A 17,379-nucleotide genomic window follows, 5' to 3' on the forward strand; every position below is an offset into this window, starting at 1 on the left:
TATTTTTTCATCTTTTTCAAATAATGCCCTTAGCTTTGAGTTCTGCTATTTCACTTGCACTCAATCCAAGATCACCGAACACGTCTTCATTAGCAGATCCGAGTTCCAAGCCCGCATGGCGAATTTCTCCAGGCGTCCGAGAAAATTTCGGCGCCACATTCAGCATTTTGACTTTTTCAAAATGCGGATCCGGCACTTCCGTAATATTGCCCCGGTGGTTGAAATGCGGATCTTTCACAATGTCTTCGATGGTGTAAACCGGAGCGATCGTCGCATCGAAGGCGATGAAGCGTTCAATGATTGCATCTTGCGGATGCAATTTCATCCACTCCGCGATTATTTCTTCGACTTCGTCCGCATGCTCCAGCCGCGTTTGGTTGTTGACGAATTTCGGATTGGTGATCAAGTCTTCCCGGTCGATTGCTTTGAAGATCCGTTCAACGATCGGCTGGGAACTGCCGGAAATGGCGACCCATTTATGGTCCTTCGTTTCGTATAAATTTCTTGGGACCGACCAGCCGGTGCGGTTTCCTCTCCGTCCGTGGATGATATCCAATTGGTCGTATTCCATCACCTGGTTGCCAAGCATCCCCATCAGGGCTTCGTAAATCGGCAAATCAATGTACTGGCCTTTTTTCTCTTCGGAATTGTCCCGCTCGTAAACAGCTACCATGGTGGCATAGGCACCGAGCAGCGCCGTCGCTTGGTCAGCCAATGCGAAGCTCGGAAGAACCGGACCTCGGTCCGGAAAACCGTTTACTTGCGCAAATCCAGACATGGCTTCTGCCAATGTGCCGAATCCCGGACGGTCTTTATAAGGTCCGTCCTCTCCAAATCCGGACACTTTCACCAAAATTAAACCGGGATTGTCCTTTGTTAGAGATTCGTAGGTGATGTTCCATTTTTCCAATGTTTTTGGACGGAAATTGGTCACCACGATATCCGCTGATTCCGCCAGCTTATGGAAAAGTTCCTGCCCCTTCGGCGTGCTGAAATTCAGCGTGATCGGCTTTTTGTTCCGCGACACCAGTTTCCACTCCAAAGACTCGCCGTCTTTATGGCACCCGGCATTTCGAAGCGGATCTCCTGCCGGATGTTCCACTTTGATCACATCGGCTCCAAAATCCGCTAAATAAGTTGCAAGCATAGGGCCGGCAAGAACCGTCGATGCATCAATAACCCGCAATCCGTCCAGCGGAAGTTTTTTCTTGTTTTCCATTTTACTCAGCTCCTATAATGACTAACCTTATTTCCATGGATATAAGACCGGTTTGATTTCTTCAAAGGCTTGCATGCGCTTAAGGGCAGTATTTACTTCACTTAAGCCGTATTCATTTGAGATTAACTTATGGAACGGGATGGTGTCTTGGTGCTTTTCAATAAATTGCAGTGCTTTCCAGTAGTGGCTGATGTCGCCCGAGAACGAGCCAAGCACCGTCAAATTCTTTTTCGTGATCATGGAAGGCTGGAAGCTGACTTGCCCTTCGCCTAATTGCCCAACCACCATGTAGCGTCCGGCTTTCGCGATAAACTCCAGTCCTTCTGCAAAGGCTTTTGGATGGCCGGAAAACTCAAAGACAATATTGGCTCCCTGGTTGTCGGTTTCTTTCATAATGAATTGGTTGCGCTCTTCGTAGCCCATTCTTTCGATTGAAAGCACTTCATCTGCCCCAAATTCTTTTGCCAGTTCCAAACGTGCATCCGGAGCACCGATCGCGATGATTTTTTTAGCCCCTGACACTTTCGCCACAGCAATCGCCAATAAGCCCAGCGGCCCTGTTCCTTGGATGACCACCGTATCCGTCGGACGGATAGTTCCCGTTTGCCCAAAAGCATTCAAGACGGAACGGAATGCGCAGCTGCTTAAGCTCGCAATTTTGTCCTCCACATTATCCGGTACACGGATTCGGCCTGATTCCGGCACAACATAGCCGTATTGCGAAAAACCGCCCATCAAGTATGGAGGTTTTTCCATGGATTCGTACATGTAAGCGCGGCGGTTGGTGCAAAGTGTCGGCTGTTTTTCCACCGTACAGTAATAGCAGGAGTTGCAGTTTGTATGCGACCAAATCACACGGTCACCGACTTTCAACGGCTGGCCCACTGAATCTGTTTCTGAGTTTTCGCCCATGGCAATGATGCGGCCGACCATTTCATGGCCTAAGATGACTGGCAAATCGACGTTCAGCGTCAAAGCACCTTCCCATAAATGGACATCCGTGCCGCAAATGGACGAACATTCAATTTTCACGAGCAAAGCGCCTGCTTCCACTTCTTGCGGTACCGGAACTTCTTCGATTTCAATCTCCTTGCCGAATTCACGAACTACAGCTGCCTTGCTTGTCAACGGATACTCCATGTTTATTCTCTCCTGTCATTTTCCGGAAATCGTTTTCTGAAAACGTTTTCTGAAATCGTTTTCTTGATAATATAATTTATTCAGAAAAATGTCAATACTATAATTATTTGTTCTTTTAGCTTCTTTTCTTTTCCTCTCCTCAATTGCTGCAACAAAAAAAGCTGAAAGCATCATCCCTTAAGGATTTTTGCTTTCAGCTTTTAAATTAATCTTTTGTTTTTTAGAAATTCCAGTTTCTCCTTGGTTTATACGCAGCGTTCTCAAGAAAACTCTTTTCTTGCTGCCGTTCGATCTCGTTAAGGTTTATACCGGACGATTGGGAAGTTATAAGCATTTTGCACGCCATTTCCAATGTTTGAAGGGCCATGCGCGCTTCTTTTAAATTTACGTCGTAAACCAGCACACCGTGATTTTCGAGCAGCAAAATATTGGCGTGCCTCGCTTTTTCGCGCACCCCTTCCCCAAGCTCCAGGCTGCCGGGCGGAAAATAGGGCACCCGCTCCACTTTTTCAAGGTAATACATTGTCTCGATAAATAAATTGGATGGGATTTCGGCTGTTGAACAAGCAATCAATGTGCTGTAGAACGGTGAACTGTGCAGCACTGCTCCGATGTCCGGCCGGCTTTCGTAAATGGCTCGGTGCATTGGCGTTTCCTTGGACGGCTTTTTCCCGCCTGCCGCACTGGCTCCGGAAATGCTGCACTCTACCAAGTCGTCGCTTTCCAGTTCCCCAAGAAACGTTCCGCTTGCCGTGATCATGTACCGATCCTCCGACGTCCGGGCGCTTATATTGCCGGCCGTTCCCCAAGCAAGTTCATAATTCATCATGTATTTTCCCGTTTGCTGCAATTCTTTTATTATCGGCTCGGTAGTCATTTTTTCACCCTTTGGATTTTTTTAAAACGTCACAAGCACTTTCAGTGAACCGTCTTCTTTTTTATCGACCATTCGGAACCCCTCGCCGGCTTGTTCGGTTTTTAGCCGGTGCGTGATGATGACATCGGTATTGACTGCTCCTGCTGCAATCAAATCAATCGCGGTCTTTGTATCAACCCGGTTATACGTCATGCAGCCGACAATTTCTTTTTCCTGGTTTTGCAGGTTGTGGATATTGAAGGTCTGGTCGCCGTGGAACATCGCAATTGTCACGATTCGCCCGCCTTTTCGCAAGAGCGACAAAGCGTCGTCAATAATGCCCGGAATGCCGGCGGCGACTAAAACAACGTCAAATTTTCCATCGATTAAATCTTTCGCGTCAGTCGTCCATTCCGGATTGTCTTTGATGTTCAATGTATGGGAAGCGCCCATTTTTTCAGCACCTTCTAATGCATAGTCCAAAATGTCGGTGACGAGCGTGGTCGTTGCACCGGCAGCTTTGGCGGCCGCCATTGCCAATAATCCAATCGGTCCTGCACCCAAGACAGCCACTTTGTCGCCAATTCCGATATTGCCTTTGCGGACCGCATGGACGCCGACAGCAAACGGCTCAACGAGAACTCCTTCTTCGAAGCTCATCGAGTCCGGCAATTTGAAGACGGTTTGTTCAGGCGTGGCAAAAAACTCGGCCATCGTCCCGTACCATCCGCCAAGTCCCGGTGCCGTACGGTTTTCGCATAAATTCACTTGTCCGTCCAAGCAAAATTCACATGTGCCGCAACCGACTTGCGGCTCTACCGTCACGCGGTCCCCCAACTTGAACTTCGTAACCGCTTCTCCAAGCTTGACGATTTCTCCGGAAATTTCATGGCCGATAATAACCGGCGGCTTGCGAAACGGATGCAGCCCTTTGTACGTGTGGATGTCTGATCCGCAAATCCCCGCTACTTTCACTTGAATAAGCACCTCGTTTGCCTGAAGTTCCGGAAGTTCTACCTCTTTTACCACTACGCTGTATGCATCATCTACATAAACTGCTTTCATCATTTGTTTTCCCCCTAATTAAAGAAATAGTTTTCTTTTCGAATCTTGCAAATGGTTTTCCATTACGTCAATGCACCTAGAGTCTCCGGCTTTCAAATAATCGTACAAGGCGACATGTTCTTGCCAAAAATCCTTCATTCGCTGAGGGTCTTTGTTTAAATGTTTGAATGTGATCCGCTGCAAATGGTCCTGGTAATTCAATAAGATGCGGTATATTTCCTGGTTCCCGACAAATTGGCAAATCATTAAGTGGAACGTATGGTCAAGTCGGGTAAACTCGTTGACATCGAGTATACCAATCGCCACTTCTGTCTCTTTCAAGTTTTGCTCCAGTTCCGCACACTGCGCATCCGACAACTGTCCCGTAAGCTTCCGGCAATTGAACGTTTCCAGCGCCGTGCGAAGGTCGTAAATGTCCAGAATTTGGTCAATCGTCAAATCGTTGATGATAATGCCTTGTTTGGATGAGACCGTCACAAATCCTTCGCTTTCAAGCCGTACCAATGCAGACTTGATCGGTGTTTTGCTCATATCCAGCATTTCAATCAATTCCCGTTCCGACAAAAAACTGCCCGGAGCGAACTGGCCCGCTAAAATCAATTCTTTGATTTTCGCATAAGCCAAATCTTTTAAAAGCGGCGTTGCCGTGTTTTTTACATTCACTTTCACCATTGTTCCATCACCCTTTTTGCGTTCTTTTTAGCTGGACTTTGCATCCCGGACGTCTGTAAAGTAGTCCACTCCGCCAAACTGCCCGCCTTTGAGCGCAAGCTCTACGCCTTCCATCTCCGGGTTTTCGGAATAGACCATGCAAAGCGGTGCTCCGGGCGATACCGAAAGAAGAACTTCCAATCCGTAAACGTCCATTTCACTCGTGACAAACCCTGACGTATCGCCGCCTGCGATAACGACTCGGCGAATTCCCGCTTCGTGCATAATGTGTTTGGTCCAGCGTCCCAGCTGTCTGCCAATAAAAGCCCCAGAATCCGTATCGGCCATCCCTTTTTCGTTAAAATGCTTTCGCGTTTCGCCAATGGCTTTGTCATCTGGGCCAAGCGCTGAATAAAGAACGACGCTTTGGCCACTTTTCAGCCGACGGATCGGTTCTTCAAGAAATCCATGCGGCAAAGTTTCACTGCCCACCAGCAGCTCTACTGGAATTTTAACGCCGTAAAACCCTTGTTCGATCGCCCGTTCAATTTGCTTTTGGCTGACAGATGAAGCGCTTCCTGAAACCGCTAGAAGGGTATCGACGGCTTGCACGTGTTTCGTTTTCCGGCCGGCTTCCCGCGGCAAGCCCGTTTGTTTCCAATGGGCGGTCAGCGCGTATTCCACGCCTGACGACCCGACGACAAATTGAGGTTCAGCGGCAGCAGATTCCCATAGAAGCCGGCCGCTTTTTTCAAGACGCTCTTCGTCTAAAACGTCAAACAGAATCACGCTGGACTGTTCTTCAAGTTTTTCTGCGTATCTTTTTTGAACTCCCGAATAATCGCCTTCCAATTCCAGTATGTTCATCAACCCAATCGGCTCATCCAGCTGTTTGCCTAAATGCAACCGCAAATCCGCTTCTGCCATAGGTGTAATTGGGTGCTTGGACATGATGGGATGGCGGTCCAGCCGGTAGACATCTGCCCCCATTCTGGCAAAGTGGTTGCCGAATAACGTGAAGCGCCCGAGAGCAGGTGCACCGACGAGCAGCGGAATGGTTTTTTGTCCGCCGTTGAAGCGCCTCGCCACTTGAATGGCTTTGCCGATGCTGCCGATATCCGGCGACGAATCAAAAGTCGAGCACGTTTTGTAATGCACGATAGGCGCACCTGAATTGAAAAGCTCCGCCATAATCGGCTGAAGTTCTTTTTCCATTTCCTCCGGGTTTTTTGCGCGGCTAGTTCCTGCTACACCGATGCAGCGAATTTCTTCAAAGCGGCCAAGCAGTTCGGGTGACGGCGGCTTCAAAAAAAGAATCGTACGGTAGCCATTCATGGCCAGCGCTTCCATTGCATCTGTCGACCCGGTAAAGTCATCGCCGTAAAAAGCCAACATCAATTGATTTTTTTGCACTATAGTTTCTCCTTTCCGGGTCATTTTCCACCAAACTTTTCGATTGCTTGTTTCAAAACCGTATGCTCTTCCGCGTATTTCTCGAGCGGAATTCCTTGGACAGCCGCTTCCCAGCCGAGCTGCATGCTTTTCACGCCAGCCGAAATGCCAGCAGGATGCGCCAAAATGCCGCCTCCTGCCAAATGCAGTACGTCAACCGACGGAACCGCTGCGTAGCTGGGAATGGCGCTGCCCGCCCATTGGGCAGAAGACAATACCGGCATGACTTCATAGCCCCCTAGCATCGGCGTCAAGCAATCCCGGATCGACCGGGCAACCGATTCGTTGCTTTCGGTAAACTTGCTGTTCAGCCCATTCGTGTGCAGATGGTCCACTCCTGCCAGGCGGCACAGTTTTTGGTAAACGCTAAAGCTCATGCCGAGCAGCGGACTCCGGGTCATCGCTCCCCATTGGTTGCGGTGGCCATGGATCGGCAGTTCCGTGTAATTGCGCAGATGCGCGATGCTTGGCATGCCGATGCTGTTGATGCTCACCATGACGCATGTCCCTCCGGCTTCGACCACGGTATCGTGGTTTCGTTTCATTTCCTCAATGTCGCCGGTTATGTTGAACGCGTACATCGTTTTTTTGCCGGTCCGGTCTGCCACACGTTCAATTTCTTCCATGATCGCTTTCACCCGCTGTTCAAAAGGAGCGAACGGCGGATTGGCGCAAAGTTCGTCGTCTTTAATAAAATCAAGGCCTGCTTCCGCCAGTTCCCTCACCATCGGACGGTACTCGTCGATTTTCAAGCCAATGCTCGGTTTGATGATGGTTCCAATCATCGGCCTGTCGTAAACGCCTGCAAAATCGCGCGTGCCTTGTATGCCGAATTTCGGCCCCGGGTACTTCTCGGCAAACCGATCGGGAAGTTCAATATCAACCAGCCTTAAACCTGAAAACTCCCTTAGTTCATATAAATTTCCTGCAAGCGCTGTCATTAAGTTCGGCAGCGACAAGCCGAAATTATGAAGCGGAAATGACAACGTCACTTTTGCCCGGTGGTAAACGGCAGTCTCTGCAGCTTTTGGAAGAATCGATCCCGGAAGCGAAGGCTTCGCTACTGATTCCAGCCGCTCCACGTTCACCACTCGGGCTCCGTGGTTCTCTTTCAGTTCAGCGGTTTCCCCCGGGACCGCCGTAAACGTACCCGTCGATTGCTCGCCTGCCATGATTTCAGCAGCTTGATTTGGATCAAACGGCGTTTCAATCAAATAAGTCGCCAGTACACGTTCTTCCCACATAGTGATCCCCCTCGAATTGGAAAATATTATCATAGATTTATGTTAGATATATTATGGCTTCAACTTTATGTCACAATCACCTAATTGTCAATTTATTTATTTTATTCAGAATTTTCTCAGCAAAAATAAAAACTGCCCGGTTTCCCAAGCAGCGAATGGTCATGTTGACGATGTGAACGCCATTGAATTTATTGTTCTTATTCGATTAAGCTTCTCAGTTCCTTTACAACATTTGGCGGCACTTTCCCGGTTACGCCGGCCACCAGATTTTCTGCCGCTTTCATTGCCATATCAAATCGGGTTTGGTGGGTGGCGGATCCGATATGCGGCATCGTCACTACATTTGGCATTTGAAGCAACGGATTGTCCGGTTCAACCGGTTCAGTTTCATACACATCCAAGCCAGCTCCCCTTATTTTCTTTTCTTGAAGCGCTTGGATCAATGCCTTTTCGTCGACCACTGGCCCTCTGGAGCAATTGATCAAAATAGAAGTCGGCTTCATCAAATCAAATTGCTTTTCGCCGATCATGTGCCGGGTCGCGCCGGTCAACGGAACAATCAGCAGCACAAAATCAGAAACAGCAAGCAGCGAATCGAGGTCGCTGTAGCGGATGCCGTATTTTTCTTCCAGCTCCGGTTTTTTGGAATTGCTGTGGTATAGAACATCCATTTCAAATCCAAATGCAGCGCGTCGGGCAATCTTCTCGCCAATCCGGCCCATTCCTACGATGCCAAGCGTCGAATGATGGACATCTACGCCGAACACTTTCTCCTTGTCCTGTTTTTTATGCCAGTTGCCTTCTTTGACCCAGCGGTCCAGTTCGGGCATTTTTCGAGCCGTTGACAATACCAAACCAAAAGCAAGGTCGGCTACTGTTTCATCAAGAACATACGGCGTATGGGTTCCAAGCACTTTCTTTTCTTTCATGGCTTCCAAATCAAAAGCGTCGTAGCCGACTGCCATATTGCTGACTATTTTCAAGCGAGGCGCTTGCGCTAAAAATTCTTTGGAAATGACGGCTTTAGAAGTCAGCAGCCCTTCGGCATATGCCATTTCTTCGGTTAAAATTTCCTGGGGGATCGTTTCTTGCTTATCCCAAATTTTATAATCGCAATGCTTGGCGATATACGCTTCTACTTCTTTTGGAATCGGCATGGTAATGTAGACTTTTGGTTTCATCGGTTTACCTCCAACGCTTTCTTATGGGATAGTGCGGTTTTACTTTTCCATTCGGTCAATTTCCAGCAATCTGTCCACAATCATCTTTCGTTCTTCTTGAGCAATCGTCCGGAAGTCGAGGCAAACCTGCTCGTCTTGTATTCGGACGATGACCGCCGGCCGGCAATTCCGAAGCCGGGCAGCCAATTCTTCTGCAGAAAAACACGGATGGGAAATCGCTGCAATGTATGTAGGAAGCTCAACGCCCGGCATGGTTCCCCCGCCAATTTGCGAAGTGCTTTCTTGAAGTTCGATGCGGTAGGCCTGAGACTGATTTTGCATTTCCGCAATGAACTCTTGTGCTTGCTCGCGGATGGTTTCTGGCGGCCGGACAATGTCTCCGACTGCCGGAATTTCCAGAATGGCCTCTTTTCCTGAAAGATAGGCTTTCAACGTGGCTTCAAGGGCGGCAAAAGTCAGCTTGTCCACTCGCAAAACGCGCGCCAATTGGTGTTTTTTCAGTTGGTCAATGAGCGCTTTTTTTCCGGCAATGATGCCCGCTTGCGGACCGCCCAACAGCTTGTCGCCGCTGAATGAAACAAGATCAACTCCAGACGCGATCACTTCTTTGACAAGCGGTTCTTCTCCGATTCCATATTGTTTAAAATCGTATAAAGCACCGCTTCCCAAATCCTCATAAAACACTACACCTTCATGATGGTTTTTCAATTCCACTAAGTCTTCTGTTGCCACATTTTCTGTAAATCCCACCATTAAAAAGTTGCTGGTGTGCACTTTTAAAATCATGGCGGTTTCTTCGTTTAACGCATTTTCATAATCGTACAAGTGGGTTTTATTTGTGGTGCCGACTTCCACCAACCTGGCGCCGCTTTCTTCCATGATGGAAGAAATACGGAAAGAGCCGCCAATTTCGACCAGTTGCCCGCGCGACACAATCACTTCTTTGTTTTTTGCCAGTGCACTCAACACTAAAAACACTGCCGCTGCGTTATTGTTAACAACCATTGCCGCTTCCGCGCCGGTTGCTTGCTTTAGCAAATCCTCGATGATGTCATGGCGCGACCCGCGTCTGCCTTCCGCCACGCGGTATTCCAAATTGGAATAATGGCGTGCCGCTTTTACGACATGTTCAACTGCTCGTTCACTTAAGCGCGATCGCCCCAAATTGGTATGCAAAACCGTGCCGGTGCCGTTGATGACCCGCATTAGACGGTCTTCGTTCCATTCTTCGGCTTTTTTTTCAGCGTTAGCCAAAATCGATGCCGCAAAGTCCAAGCTTAAAGGCGGCTTGTTTTCAAGCAGCTGCTGGCGCAGCTCGTCAAGTTCCCGTTGGATAAATTGCGTCGCTTGCGAATGCGTCAGTTTATAGGCGGTCAAGAGCCGGTCAAACCGTTCGTCTCTCTGCAATTCATGGACTGGCGGCAGCTGCCGCAAGTATTCTTTCATCCTTACTCCTCCATCCCTTGGCACGATCGGCTTCTATTCCTTCGCAGCCCATCGCCGTTTATCTTCCGCACGCTCAGTCACTTTCAGCGCATCAAGCAATTCCAGAAACGGAATCAAGTATTTCCGCGAAACGCCGAGCGCGTCTTTTGCTTCTTTCAGTCCGAATTCCATTTCGGTTTCCGCTTTTAGCTTCGCTATTGCCCGGTCTACTGAGTAGCGGTGGATCAAGGTGTCTTCCATCCAGCGGTAAGCCTGCCCTGTATGAAGAAGATAGGCAGTCAATTCAGAGAGCTCCGTTTTCGGAACCGGAGTTCCTTCTATATATTCTTCCCATTTCTTTACTTGCAGGCCATCTCTTTCTAAGTGAGCAAGAATCCCTTCCATCCGGGTTTTCCACTTTTTCGGCAAATGCGGCGAGAAATCCGCCAATGCTATAAATTGTTCAGCTTTTCTTAAGGCTTTTTCTTCTATTAGTTGGTCCAAGGTATACTCAATAAACGGTTTTGGATAAGTGCTGCTGAATGACTGGACAAGTTCCGCTTTGCCCATGCCGATGCGCATCGGCCAGTCTTCGTGGAAATCTTGCAAGCGGTCTTCCAGTTCATCTTTCAACTTAATAAAGGTTTTTAACAAGCTGTATTTCCCGGGTGATATTTCGAGTACGGAGCCGCTTGTTAATCCTGCAGCCAATGTTTTTTGAAGCGTGGCTTCGTCAAACGAAGTTTCTTGGATCAATTGTTTCGTGTCCAATAACAATTGTTTGCCCAAAGCATCCGCCAGCAAGTCTTCCGGCGTTCCTTCTTTCATGTCATGGAGCATGGCGATTGTTTCTTTACCGAAGCGGTATTTGCCGCCTTTTGGCTGAATCACCCAGCCGCCGCCGAGTGTTTCGACAGGCGTCGGCCGCCGCAAGATAAACCGGTCGCCGCGCCGGACGACCACTTGTTCATCCAAACGGATTTGGCACAAGACGTCCTCGTCGGTTTGCTCGAGTTCATTGCGGTCGAAAAAGACGATTTTGCCCATGACTTCGGAAGTTCCAACGTGTATTTTGACCGGTGTCCGCTGTTTGATCGGAGAAAACGTTTTGTTGATTAGTTTTAAGGACACATCAATCGTATCGGTCACCAAGAAATGGTCGGATGCCACCAGCACATCGCCCCGGCTGACTGCTTCTTTTTCAACGCCGCCAAGGTTGATGGCAGTGCGCTGGCCAGCTCTTGCTTGTTCCTGTTCTTCGTGATGCACTTGGATTTGGCGCGCTTTGACTTTATGGCCTTTCGGAAGAAGCGTCAGCTGGCTGCCTTTTTGGACCACGCCTTCGTAAATCGTTCCCCTCACGACGGTTCCTTGCCCTTGCACCGTAAATACTTGATCAATCGGCAGCCGGAAGGAGCCGTAAGCATCACGGAACTTCACTTTTTTCAGTTCGCCAAAAATGGCTTGCTTTAATTCGTCCAGGCCTTTGCCGGACAAGCTGTCGACCAACACGTACGGCGCACCGTCAAAAATAGTGCCTTCGAGCCGTTCTTTGATGTCTTCAGTGACCAGTTCAAGCATGATTTCATCGACGCGGTCGATTTTTGAAATGGCCACAATGCAATGTTCGATTCCAAGAAACTGCAAAATCTCCAAATGTTCTTCGGTTTGCGGCATGACGCCTTCATCCGCCGCTACGACCAACACAACCAAATCAATGCCCGCTACCCCGGCGATCATTTGCCGGATAAAACGTTCATGCCCCGGAACATCGACGATGGAAACGTGCGCCCCGTTTTCCGTCTGGAGCGGTGCGTAGCCAAGCTCGATTGAAATGCCGCGCTCTTTTTCTTCTTTTAACCGGTCGGTGTCCACATTCGTCAACGCCTTGGTCAGCGTCGTTTTTCCGTGGTCAATATGTCCCGCCATGCCAATTGTAAAATACGTGTTGCCCATTTTCTCACACGCCTTCTCTGAAATAGTAGTCTCTTTACTTTAATCTTAGAGACAGGGGGTTTCAAGCATGGCGCCTGCGGCCTTAAGCACGTTTCTTGCGGTTCTCTTTTTTTCGGTATAAACTTGATTAGGTTGATTTATTTATGGGGTTGGTTGGGTGACTGGTGTCCTCCTGGGTCTTCAAAACCCTGAGGGGCCTGCGTGCCAGGCTCGGTGGGTTCGATTCCCACACAATCCCGCCATACATAACGCCTAGGTTCGGCTGGTTCATCATCAACTAGATGATGAGCCAGCCTTTTTGTTTGGGGCGAAAAAGTGGAGCGGACAGTAAAATAGGTGTTTGGGACAGTATTCTCTAATTTCCGGACAGTAAATTGAGTAACCGGCGCATCTACTAGGCAAGATAAGTGACAAATTAGCCTAATTTCATGATAATTAAAGAGGAATCTACTTCTCCCGTTTTTTTCCGCGTTTACTGCCACTCGAGCTACTCAAAAGGAATGAACTCATAATGAAAATTGTTTTGGCTTCGCCGAACTATCCGCAGCCTCGAGGAAACACCGTCACTGTCCAGCGCATTGCGGCGAATTTGAGGAAATTGGGTGTGCAAATAGAAATTGTTTCGACCACAGGCGAAAACGGTTTGCGCGTATTGCCGGATGCCGATTTGATCCACGGCTTTCATGCCCACCGCTTTTATACATTTATGCAGCAACTGCCTTATCCCCCACTTCGATACGTCGTGACGATGACGGGAACCGATTTGAACGTCGACCTCTTTGAACCCGATAAACGGCAAGAGGTCTTGGCTTGTTTAACCGGTGCTGCGGCTATCCACGTGTTTGATGACAAGGCAAAAGCGGTATTAGTACAAGAAGCGCCGGAACTGAAAGAAAAGATTGTTGCCATTGCCCAAGGAAACAGCGAATTCTCAGAAGCCGATTCTCCGGTCGTAAAAGAGCCAGGAACCTTCTTGTTCGTCTTGCCTGCCGGCATACGTCAAGTGAAAAAAGTCCCTTCCGCTATTCACATGCTCAAGAAGCTGCATGGCAAACGTCCGGAAATTCGCCTTTGGCTGGCAGGTCCTGTTTTAGAAGAAGCCGAAGGCCAGCTTGTGCAGGAATTGGTCGATCGAAATGCCGACTGGGTCCGCTATCTTGGGGCATTGCCCCATGAAGTGATGGGTCCGCTTTACAGAGAAGCGGATGTGGTATTGAACACTTCCCTGTCAGAAGGCCAGCCTGCCGCTATTTTGGAAGCGATGGGTTACGGAAAAACGGTTCTTGTTTCTGACATACCTGGAAACAGCAGTATAGTAGAAAACGAAGAAAACGGATTTCTGTACAACAGCGAAACCGAGTTTCTTGATTATGCCAATCGGCTTATGGATAATAGCAAGTTGAACCAAGAAATTGGCCAGAAGGCAGCGCGCTATATTGCTGAGCACCATTCCAGCAAAAAGGAAGCCGAAGCATTATTGGCCATTTACACCAGTGTGTTGCGGTAAAATGCCGCATGTTGATTTATTCTTTGAATAAAAAAGGAGAGAATTATAATGACAGAAAAAGATATGGTACGTTTAACTTCTTTATCTTCTAAAGGCGGTTGAGGCTGCAAAATTGGTCCTGAGGACCTGGCGCAGGTTCTGCGCCATTTACCGAGAAATGTTGAAGACCCTAATTTGCTTGTCGGACTGGATACAGCCGATGATGCAGGTGTTTACAAAATCAGTGACGATGTCGCACTTGTGCAGACATTGGATTTCTTTACCCCGATTGTGGACGATCCGTATATGTTTGGCCAAATCGGCGCCGCTAACTCATTAAGCGATGTGTATGCGATGGGCGGAAAACCGTTGACGGTCATGAATATTGTGGCTTTCCCAATCAATACGTTAGACAAAGGCATCTTGGCTGACATCCTGGCTGGTGCGTCGGACAAAGTGAAAGAATCCGGTGCTACTTTGGTCGGCGGCCACTCGATCGACGACAAGGAGCCGAAATTCGGGCTTTCCGTTACAGGCACCATCCATCCGGACCGCATCCGTTCGAACGCAGGAGCAAAACCGGGCGACCGCTTGATTTTGACGAAACCGATCGGCGTAGGCATTTTAACGACTGCCATCAAACAAGGCATTCTGGAAAAAGATGATTTGGATGAAGTCATGAACGTCATGGCGACATTAAACAAAACCGCTGCTGAAGTAATGGCAAACTATACTGTCAATGCTTGTACTGATGTGACTGGTTTCGGCCTTCTTGGCCACACGATGGAAGTTGCAAAAGGCGGAAACGTCGGTGTGACGGTTTCCAGCAAAGACGTGCCGGTTCTGTCGAAAGCGAAAGAGCTTGCAGAACAAAACGTCATTCCTGGAGGCACATACAAAAACCTTCGCTGGCTTGCTGAAGACATCGATTACGCAGACAGCATCAGCGAAATCGACCGCCTCATCCTGTGCGATGCGGTGACATCAGGCGGACTTCTTATTTCCGTTCCTGCAGCCGAAGCCGACGCGCTTCATCAAGAATTGCTGTCGAAAAATGTGACATCCGCAATCATCGGTTCGGTAACAAGCGAAAATGCCGGCCGCATTCAAGTGATTTAACTGCAAGGGCTCTTTATGGGCCCTTGTTTTACCATTGTGCGGAAAACGCAATACAAGACTAAAAATAAATGAGGTAAAAGAAATGAAAAAATGGAGTATTTTATTCACATTAGTCCTTATCACAGCCATGTTCTTATCGGCGTGCGGCAGCGAGGACAGCACAAGTTCAGAGCAAGGCGCGGAAGGCGAAAAAGACGCCTTCACCATCGGCGTCATCCCTGTCCAAACTGAAGGCGCAATGGAAACCGCAATGACAAAACTGCAAGACGTGTTAAGCAAAGAATTGGACCGTGAAGTAAAGGTTCAAGTTTATCCCGACTATAACGGTGTTGTGGAAGCGATGAATTATGACAAGATCGATATGGCGTACCTTGGGCCATTAACTTACGTCATCGCAGAAGCCAACAGCAACGCAAAAGCCATTATTACGCAATTGATTGATGGAAAACCTTTCTATCATTCTTATATCATCACCCATAAAGACAATCCTTGGAACACGATTGAAGAAATGCTTGCAGATTCGAAAAATGTCAACTTCGCATTCGGCGACCCGAACTCCACTTCCGGTTCTTTGATTCCATCTATTGAACTTCAAGACCGCGGCGTGTATAAATCAGAAGATGACAATGAATTTGCCAGCGTGCGGTTTACAGGATCTCATGACGCTACGGCACTTGCCATCCAGAACAAACAAGTGGATGCCGGCGCCATTGATAGTGCCATCTACGACCAATTGGTCGAATCCGGTAAAATCGAAGGCGACCAGTTTAAAACCATCTGGAAATCAGAAGAATTGTTCCAATATCCATGGGCTGTTCTTGAAAGCACTGACGACGCAACTGTGAAAAAATTGCAGGAAACCTTCCTGGCCATTGAAGATCCCGAAATTCTGGATGCATTCGGCGCTTCAGGTTTCACGGAAGCCAGCAACAAAGATTACGAAAGCATCAAACAAGCAGCGATCAAGCAAGGAATCATTAAAGAATAGAGTTGATCAATGGTGTGGTTTAAAAAAAGCAACATATTGACGGTGGCTGTCCTGCTCGTCTTCATTTATTTGAGCATGCAGCTTACCGAATTTGACTTAACGAAATTTAAAGACTTCCGCAACATGATCGATTTCTTGTCGCAATGGTTCCCAATGGATTTCTCTTTATTGCCTGCGATGGTTCAGGATACGCTGGAAACGTTGGCGATGGCCTTTTTGGGAAGCGTTCTGGGGCTTGTTATTGCGTTGCCGATTAGTTTTTTGGCTGCGCGCAATACCTCCCCTTCCAAAGCGCTTTTCCATTTTACCCGGGTGGCGCTCAGCTTTGTCCGATCGATTCCTGAAATCGTCTTCGGGCTGATATTGCTGACAACGCTCGGCCTTGGGCCATTTCCGGCAGTCATCGCCATCATGTTCCATAATGTAGGGGTATTCGGGAAACTGATTTCTGAATTGATCGAAGCGGCGGATCCCGGCCCTCAAGAAGCGATGAAAGCCGTTGGAGCGAAAAAATGGATTGCATATCTGTTTAGCGTGATGCCGCAAATTTGGCCGAACGTTCTCTCTCAGTTTTTCTATCGCTTTGAAGTTGCCATCCGAACATCCCTCATTCTTGGGTTTATTGGAGGCGGCGGCATCGGACAGCGCTTATTCAACGATTTCAAAACGTTTCAATACTCGTCTGTTTCGCTCGATGTGTTAATCATCATGGTAATGGTCATCATCATTGACTTTTTGGCCAGCTATATCCGGAACCGGATTATATGAAGGAGGCAGGCTATATGATTGAAATAAAAAACCTCTCCGTCTTGTATGCGGGAAATACGGCTGAATCGCTTTCCAACGTCAATGTGACCTTTAATAAAGGCGACTTTGTCTGCGTGCTTGGGAAAAGCGGCGCCGGTAAATCGACGTTTATCCGCTGCATCAACGGCCTGCAAATACCGACCAGCGGCGAAGTCTGCATAGACGGCAAAGTGTGCTTGGATCCAGCTTATGTTTCCATGGCAAAAGAAGAACAATTGCGGAAAGTGCGGCGCGAGATGGGGATGATTTTCCAGCATTTCAACTTGATCCCCCGTTTAAGCGTCCTGCAAAATGTACTGACCGGCACATTCGGCTACCGCTCGTCTTTTAAAAACCTGGTCGGCTGGTTCACTAAAGAAGAACTCGAGCTGGCCAATCGAGTGATTGCCGAAGTCGGCCTCGCTGAAATGGCAGACCGACGCGTTGAAAACTTGAGCGGCGGACAAAAGCAGCGCGTCGGCATCGCCCGCGCACTGGTGCAGCAGCCGCGTGTCCTGTTAGGAGATGAACCGGTGGCCAGTTTGGATCCCGGAACGTCGAACCGCATTTTTTCTTTGCTGAAAGAAATGCACGAACGGCTTGGCTTGCTGACGATCATCAACGTCCACGACATCGACCTGGCAAAGCGCTATGCTACCCGCATTGTCGCATTGCGAGATGGCGAATTGATTTTTGACGGACCGCCGGAAGAGTTCACAGAAGAAGAGTATTACGCAACGTATGGGTCCAAATCCGAAAACTCGTTTTTCGGTGCGGGCATTTAATTTTGTAAGGGGATGAATCACATGAT

At 48.4% G+C, this 17,379-nt stretch carries 15 protein-coding genes and 1 tRNA gene; 6 read left to right on the forward strand and 10 right to left on the reverse strand.

Annotation, left to right across the window (positions count from 1 at the left end; genetic code table 11):
* Window positions 1-16 precede the first annotated feature (16 nt).
* The 10 genes from ACRRQV_RS10055 to selB all read right to left on the reverse strand — a co-directional run bounded on the left by ACRRQV_RS10055 (window position 17) and on the right by selB (window position 12,189).
* Window positions 17-1,219 carry a CaiB/BaiF CoA transferase family protein gene (locus ACRRQV_RS10055; protein WP_432530320.1) on the reverse strand — a complete coding sequence of 401 codons (1,203 nt, stop codon included), beginning with the start codon at window positions 1,217-1,219 and terminating at the stop codon, window positions 17-19.
* Between the two features lie 27 nt (window positions 1,220-1,246).
* Window positions 1,247-2,359, reverse strand: coding sequence for a zinc-binding dehydrogenase (locus tag ACRRQV_RS10060; RefSeq protein ID WP_432530322.1), 1,113 nt, complete (start codon window positions 2,357-2,359; stop codon window positions 1,247-1,249).
* Window positions 2,360-2,579: 220 nt separating this feature from the next.
* Window positions 2,580-3,236: a class II aldolase/adducin family protein gene (locus ACRRQV_RS10065; RefSeq protein ID WP_432530324.1), complete on the reverse strand. Its 657-nt coding sequence runs from the start codon at window positions 3,234-3,236 to the stop codon at window positions 2,580-2,582.
* Window positions 3,237-3,257: 21 nt separating this feature from the next.
* Window positions 3,258-4,283 carry a zinc-dependent alcohol dehydrogenase gene (locus ACRRQV_RS10070; protein ID WP_432530326.1) on the reverse strand — a complete coding sequence of 342 codons (1,026 nt, stop codon included), beginning with the start codon at window positions 4,281-4,283 and terminating at the stop codon, window positions 3,258-3,260.
* A 15-nt stretch (window positions 4,284-4,298) separates the two neighbouring features.
* Entirely contained in the window at window positions 4,299-4,952 is a 654-nt protein-coding gene (locus ACRRQV_RS10075) for a GntR family transcriptional regulator (protein WP_432530328.1), read from the reverse strand.
* A gap of 27 nt (window positions 4,953-4,979) precedes the next feature.
* Window positions 4,980-6,344 (reverse strand): four-carbon acid sugar kinase family protein, encoded by a 1,365-nt coding sequence (locus ACRRQV_RS10080; RefSeq protein ID WP_432530330.1) that lies wholly within the window; start codon window positions 6,342-6,344, stop codon window positions 4,980-4,982.
* A 20-nt stretch (window positions 6,345-6,364) separates the two neighbouring features.
* Entirely contained in the window at window positions 6,365-7,627 is a 1,263-nt protein-coding gene (locus ACRRQV_RS10085) for a ribulose-bisphosphate carboxylase large subunit family protein (RefSeq protein ID WP_432530332.1), read from the reverse strand.
* Between the two features lie 197 nt (window positions 7,628-7,824).
* Window positions 7,825-8,808 (reverse strand): 2-hydroxyacid dehydrogenase, encoded by a 984-nt coding sequence (locus ACRRQV_RS10090; RefSeq protein WP_432530334.1) that lies wholly within the window; start codon window positions 8,806-8,808, stop codon window positions 7,825-7,827.
* A 39-nt stretch (window positions 8,809-8,847) separates the two neighbouring features.
* Window positions 8,848-10,254, reverse strand: coding sequence for an L-seryl-tRNA(Sec) selenium transferase (selA, locus tag ACRRQV_RS10095; protein ID WP_432530336.1), 1,407 nt, complete (start codon window positions 10,252-10,254; stop codon window positions 8,848-8,850).
* Window positions 10,255-10,287: 33 nt separating this feature from the next.
* Window positions 10,288-12,189 carry a selenocysteine-specific translation elongation factor gene (selB, locus tag ACRRQV_RS10100; RefSeq protein ID WP_432530338.1) on the reverse strand — a complete coding sequence of 634 codons (1,902 nt, stop codon included), beginning with the start codon at window positions 12,187-12,189 and terminating at the stop codon, window positions 10,288-10,290.
* Between the two features lie 145 nt (window positions 12,190-12,334).
* On the opposite strand from selB, the gene ACRRQV_RS10105 reads away from it, so the two are divergent.
* The 6 genes from ACRRQV_RS10105 to phnC all read left to right on the forward strand — a co-directional run bounded on the left by ACRRQV_RS10105 (window position 12,335) and on the right by phnC (window position 17,353).
* Window positions 12,335-12,431: transfer RNA gene (locus ACRRQV_RS10105), tRNA-Sec, on the forward strand.
* Between the two features lie 269 nt (window positions 12,432-12,700).
* Window positions 12,701-13,696: a glycosyltransferase gene (locus tag ACRRQV_RS10110; RefSeq protein WP_432530340.1), complete on the forward strand. Its 996-nt coding sequence runs from the start codon at window positions 12,701-12,703 to the stop codon at window positions 13,694-13,696.
* 48 nt (window positions 13,697-13,744) lie between these two features.
* Window positions 13,745-14,794 (forward strand): selenide, water dikinase SelD, encoded by a 1,050-nt coding sequence (gene selD, locus ACRRQV_RS10115; RefSeq protein ID WP_432530342.1) that lies wholly within the window; start codon window positions 13,745-13,747, stop codon window positions 14,792-14,794.
* 82 nt (window positions 14,795-14,876) lie between these two features.
* Entirely contained in the window at window positions 14,877-15,782 is a 906-nt protein-coding gene (phnD, locus tag ACRRQV_RS10120) for a phosphate/phosphite/phosphonate ABC transporter substrate-binding protein (RefSeq protein WP_432530345.1), read from the forward strand.
* Between the two features lie 12 nt (window positions 15,783-15,794).
* Window positions 15,795-16,550, forward strand: a complete 756-nt coding sequence (gene phnE, locus ACRRQV_RS10125) for a phosphonate ABC transporter, permease protein PhnE (protein WP_432530793.1) — start codon at window positions 15,795-15,797, stop codon at window positions 16,548-16,550.
* Between the two features lie 14 nt (window positions 16,551-16,564).
* Complete coding sequence (phnC, locus tag ACRRQV_RS10130) at window positions 16,565-17,353, forward strand: phosphonate ABC transporter ATP-binding protein (protein WP_432530347.1); 789 nt, start codon at window positions 16,565-16,567, stop codon at window positions 17,351-17,353.
* Window positions 17,354-17,379 lie beyond the last annotated feature (26 nt).

Origin of the sequence: Planococcus sp. YIM B11945, from assembly GCF_050864155.1 — a bacterium.
GTDB lineage: Bacteria > Bacillota > Bacilli > Bacillales_A > Planococcaceae > Planococcus.

Bases quoted from the DNA above. Each gene is read 5' to 3' on its own strand.
- ACRRQV_RS10055 (WP_432530320.1), bottom strand. From the start codon at position 1,219: ATGGAAAACAAGAAAAAACTTCCGCTGGACGGATTGCGGGTTATTGAT.
- ACRRQV_RS10110 (WP_432530340.1), top strand. From the start codon at position 12,701: ATGAAAATTGTTTTGGCTTCGCCGAACTATCCGCAGCCTCGAGGAAAC.
- selB (WP_432530338.1), bottom strand. From the start codon at position 12,189: ATGGGCAACACGTATTTTACAATTGGCATGGCGGGACATATTGACCAC.
- ACRRQV_RS10065 (WP_432530324.1), bottom strand. From the start codon at position 3,236: ATGACTACCGAGCCGATAATAAAAGAATTGCAGCAAACGGGAAAATAC.
- phnC (WP_432530347.1), top strand. From the start codon at position 16,565: ATGATTGAAATAAAAAACCTCTCCGTCTTGTATGCGGGAAATACGGCT.
- phnD (WP_432530345.1), top strand. From the start codon at position 14,877: ATGAAAAAATGGAGTATTTTATTCACATTAGTCCTTATCACAGCCATG.
- ACRRQV_RS10070 (WP_432530326.1), bottom strand. From the start codon at position 4,283: ATGATGAAAGCAGTTTATGTAGATGATGCATACAGCGTAGTGGTAAAA.
- ACRRQV_RS10085 (WP_432530332.1), bottom strand. From the start codon at position 7,627: ATGTGGGAAGAACGTGTACTGGCGACTTATTTGATTGAAACGCCGTTT.
- ACRRQV_RS10090 (WP_432530334.1), bottom strand. From the start codon at position 8,808: ATGAAACCAAAAGTCTACATTACCATGCCGATTCCAAAAGAAGTAGAA.
- ACRRQV_RS10075 (WP_432530328.1), bottom strand. From the start codon at position 4,952: ATGGTGAAAGTGAATGTAAAAAACACGGCAACGCCGCTTTTAAAAGAT.
- selA (WP_432530336.1), bottom strand. From the start codon at position 10,254: ATGAAAGAATACTTGCGGCAGCTGCCGCCAGTCCATGAATTGCAGAGA.
- ACRRQV_RS10060 (WP_432530322.1), bottom strand. From the start codon at position 2,359: ATGGAGTATCCGTTGACAAGCAAGGCAGCTGTAGTTCGTGAATTCGGC.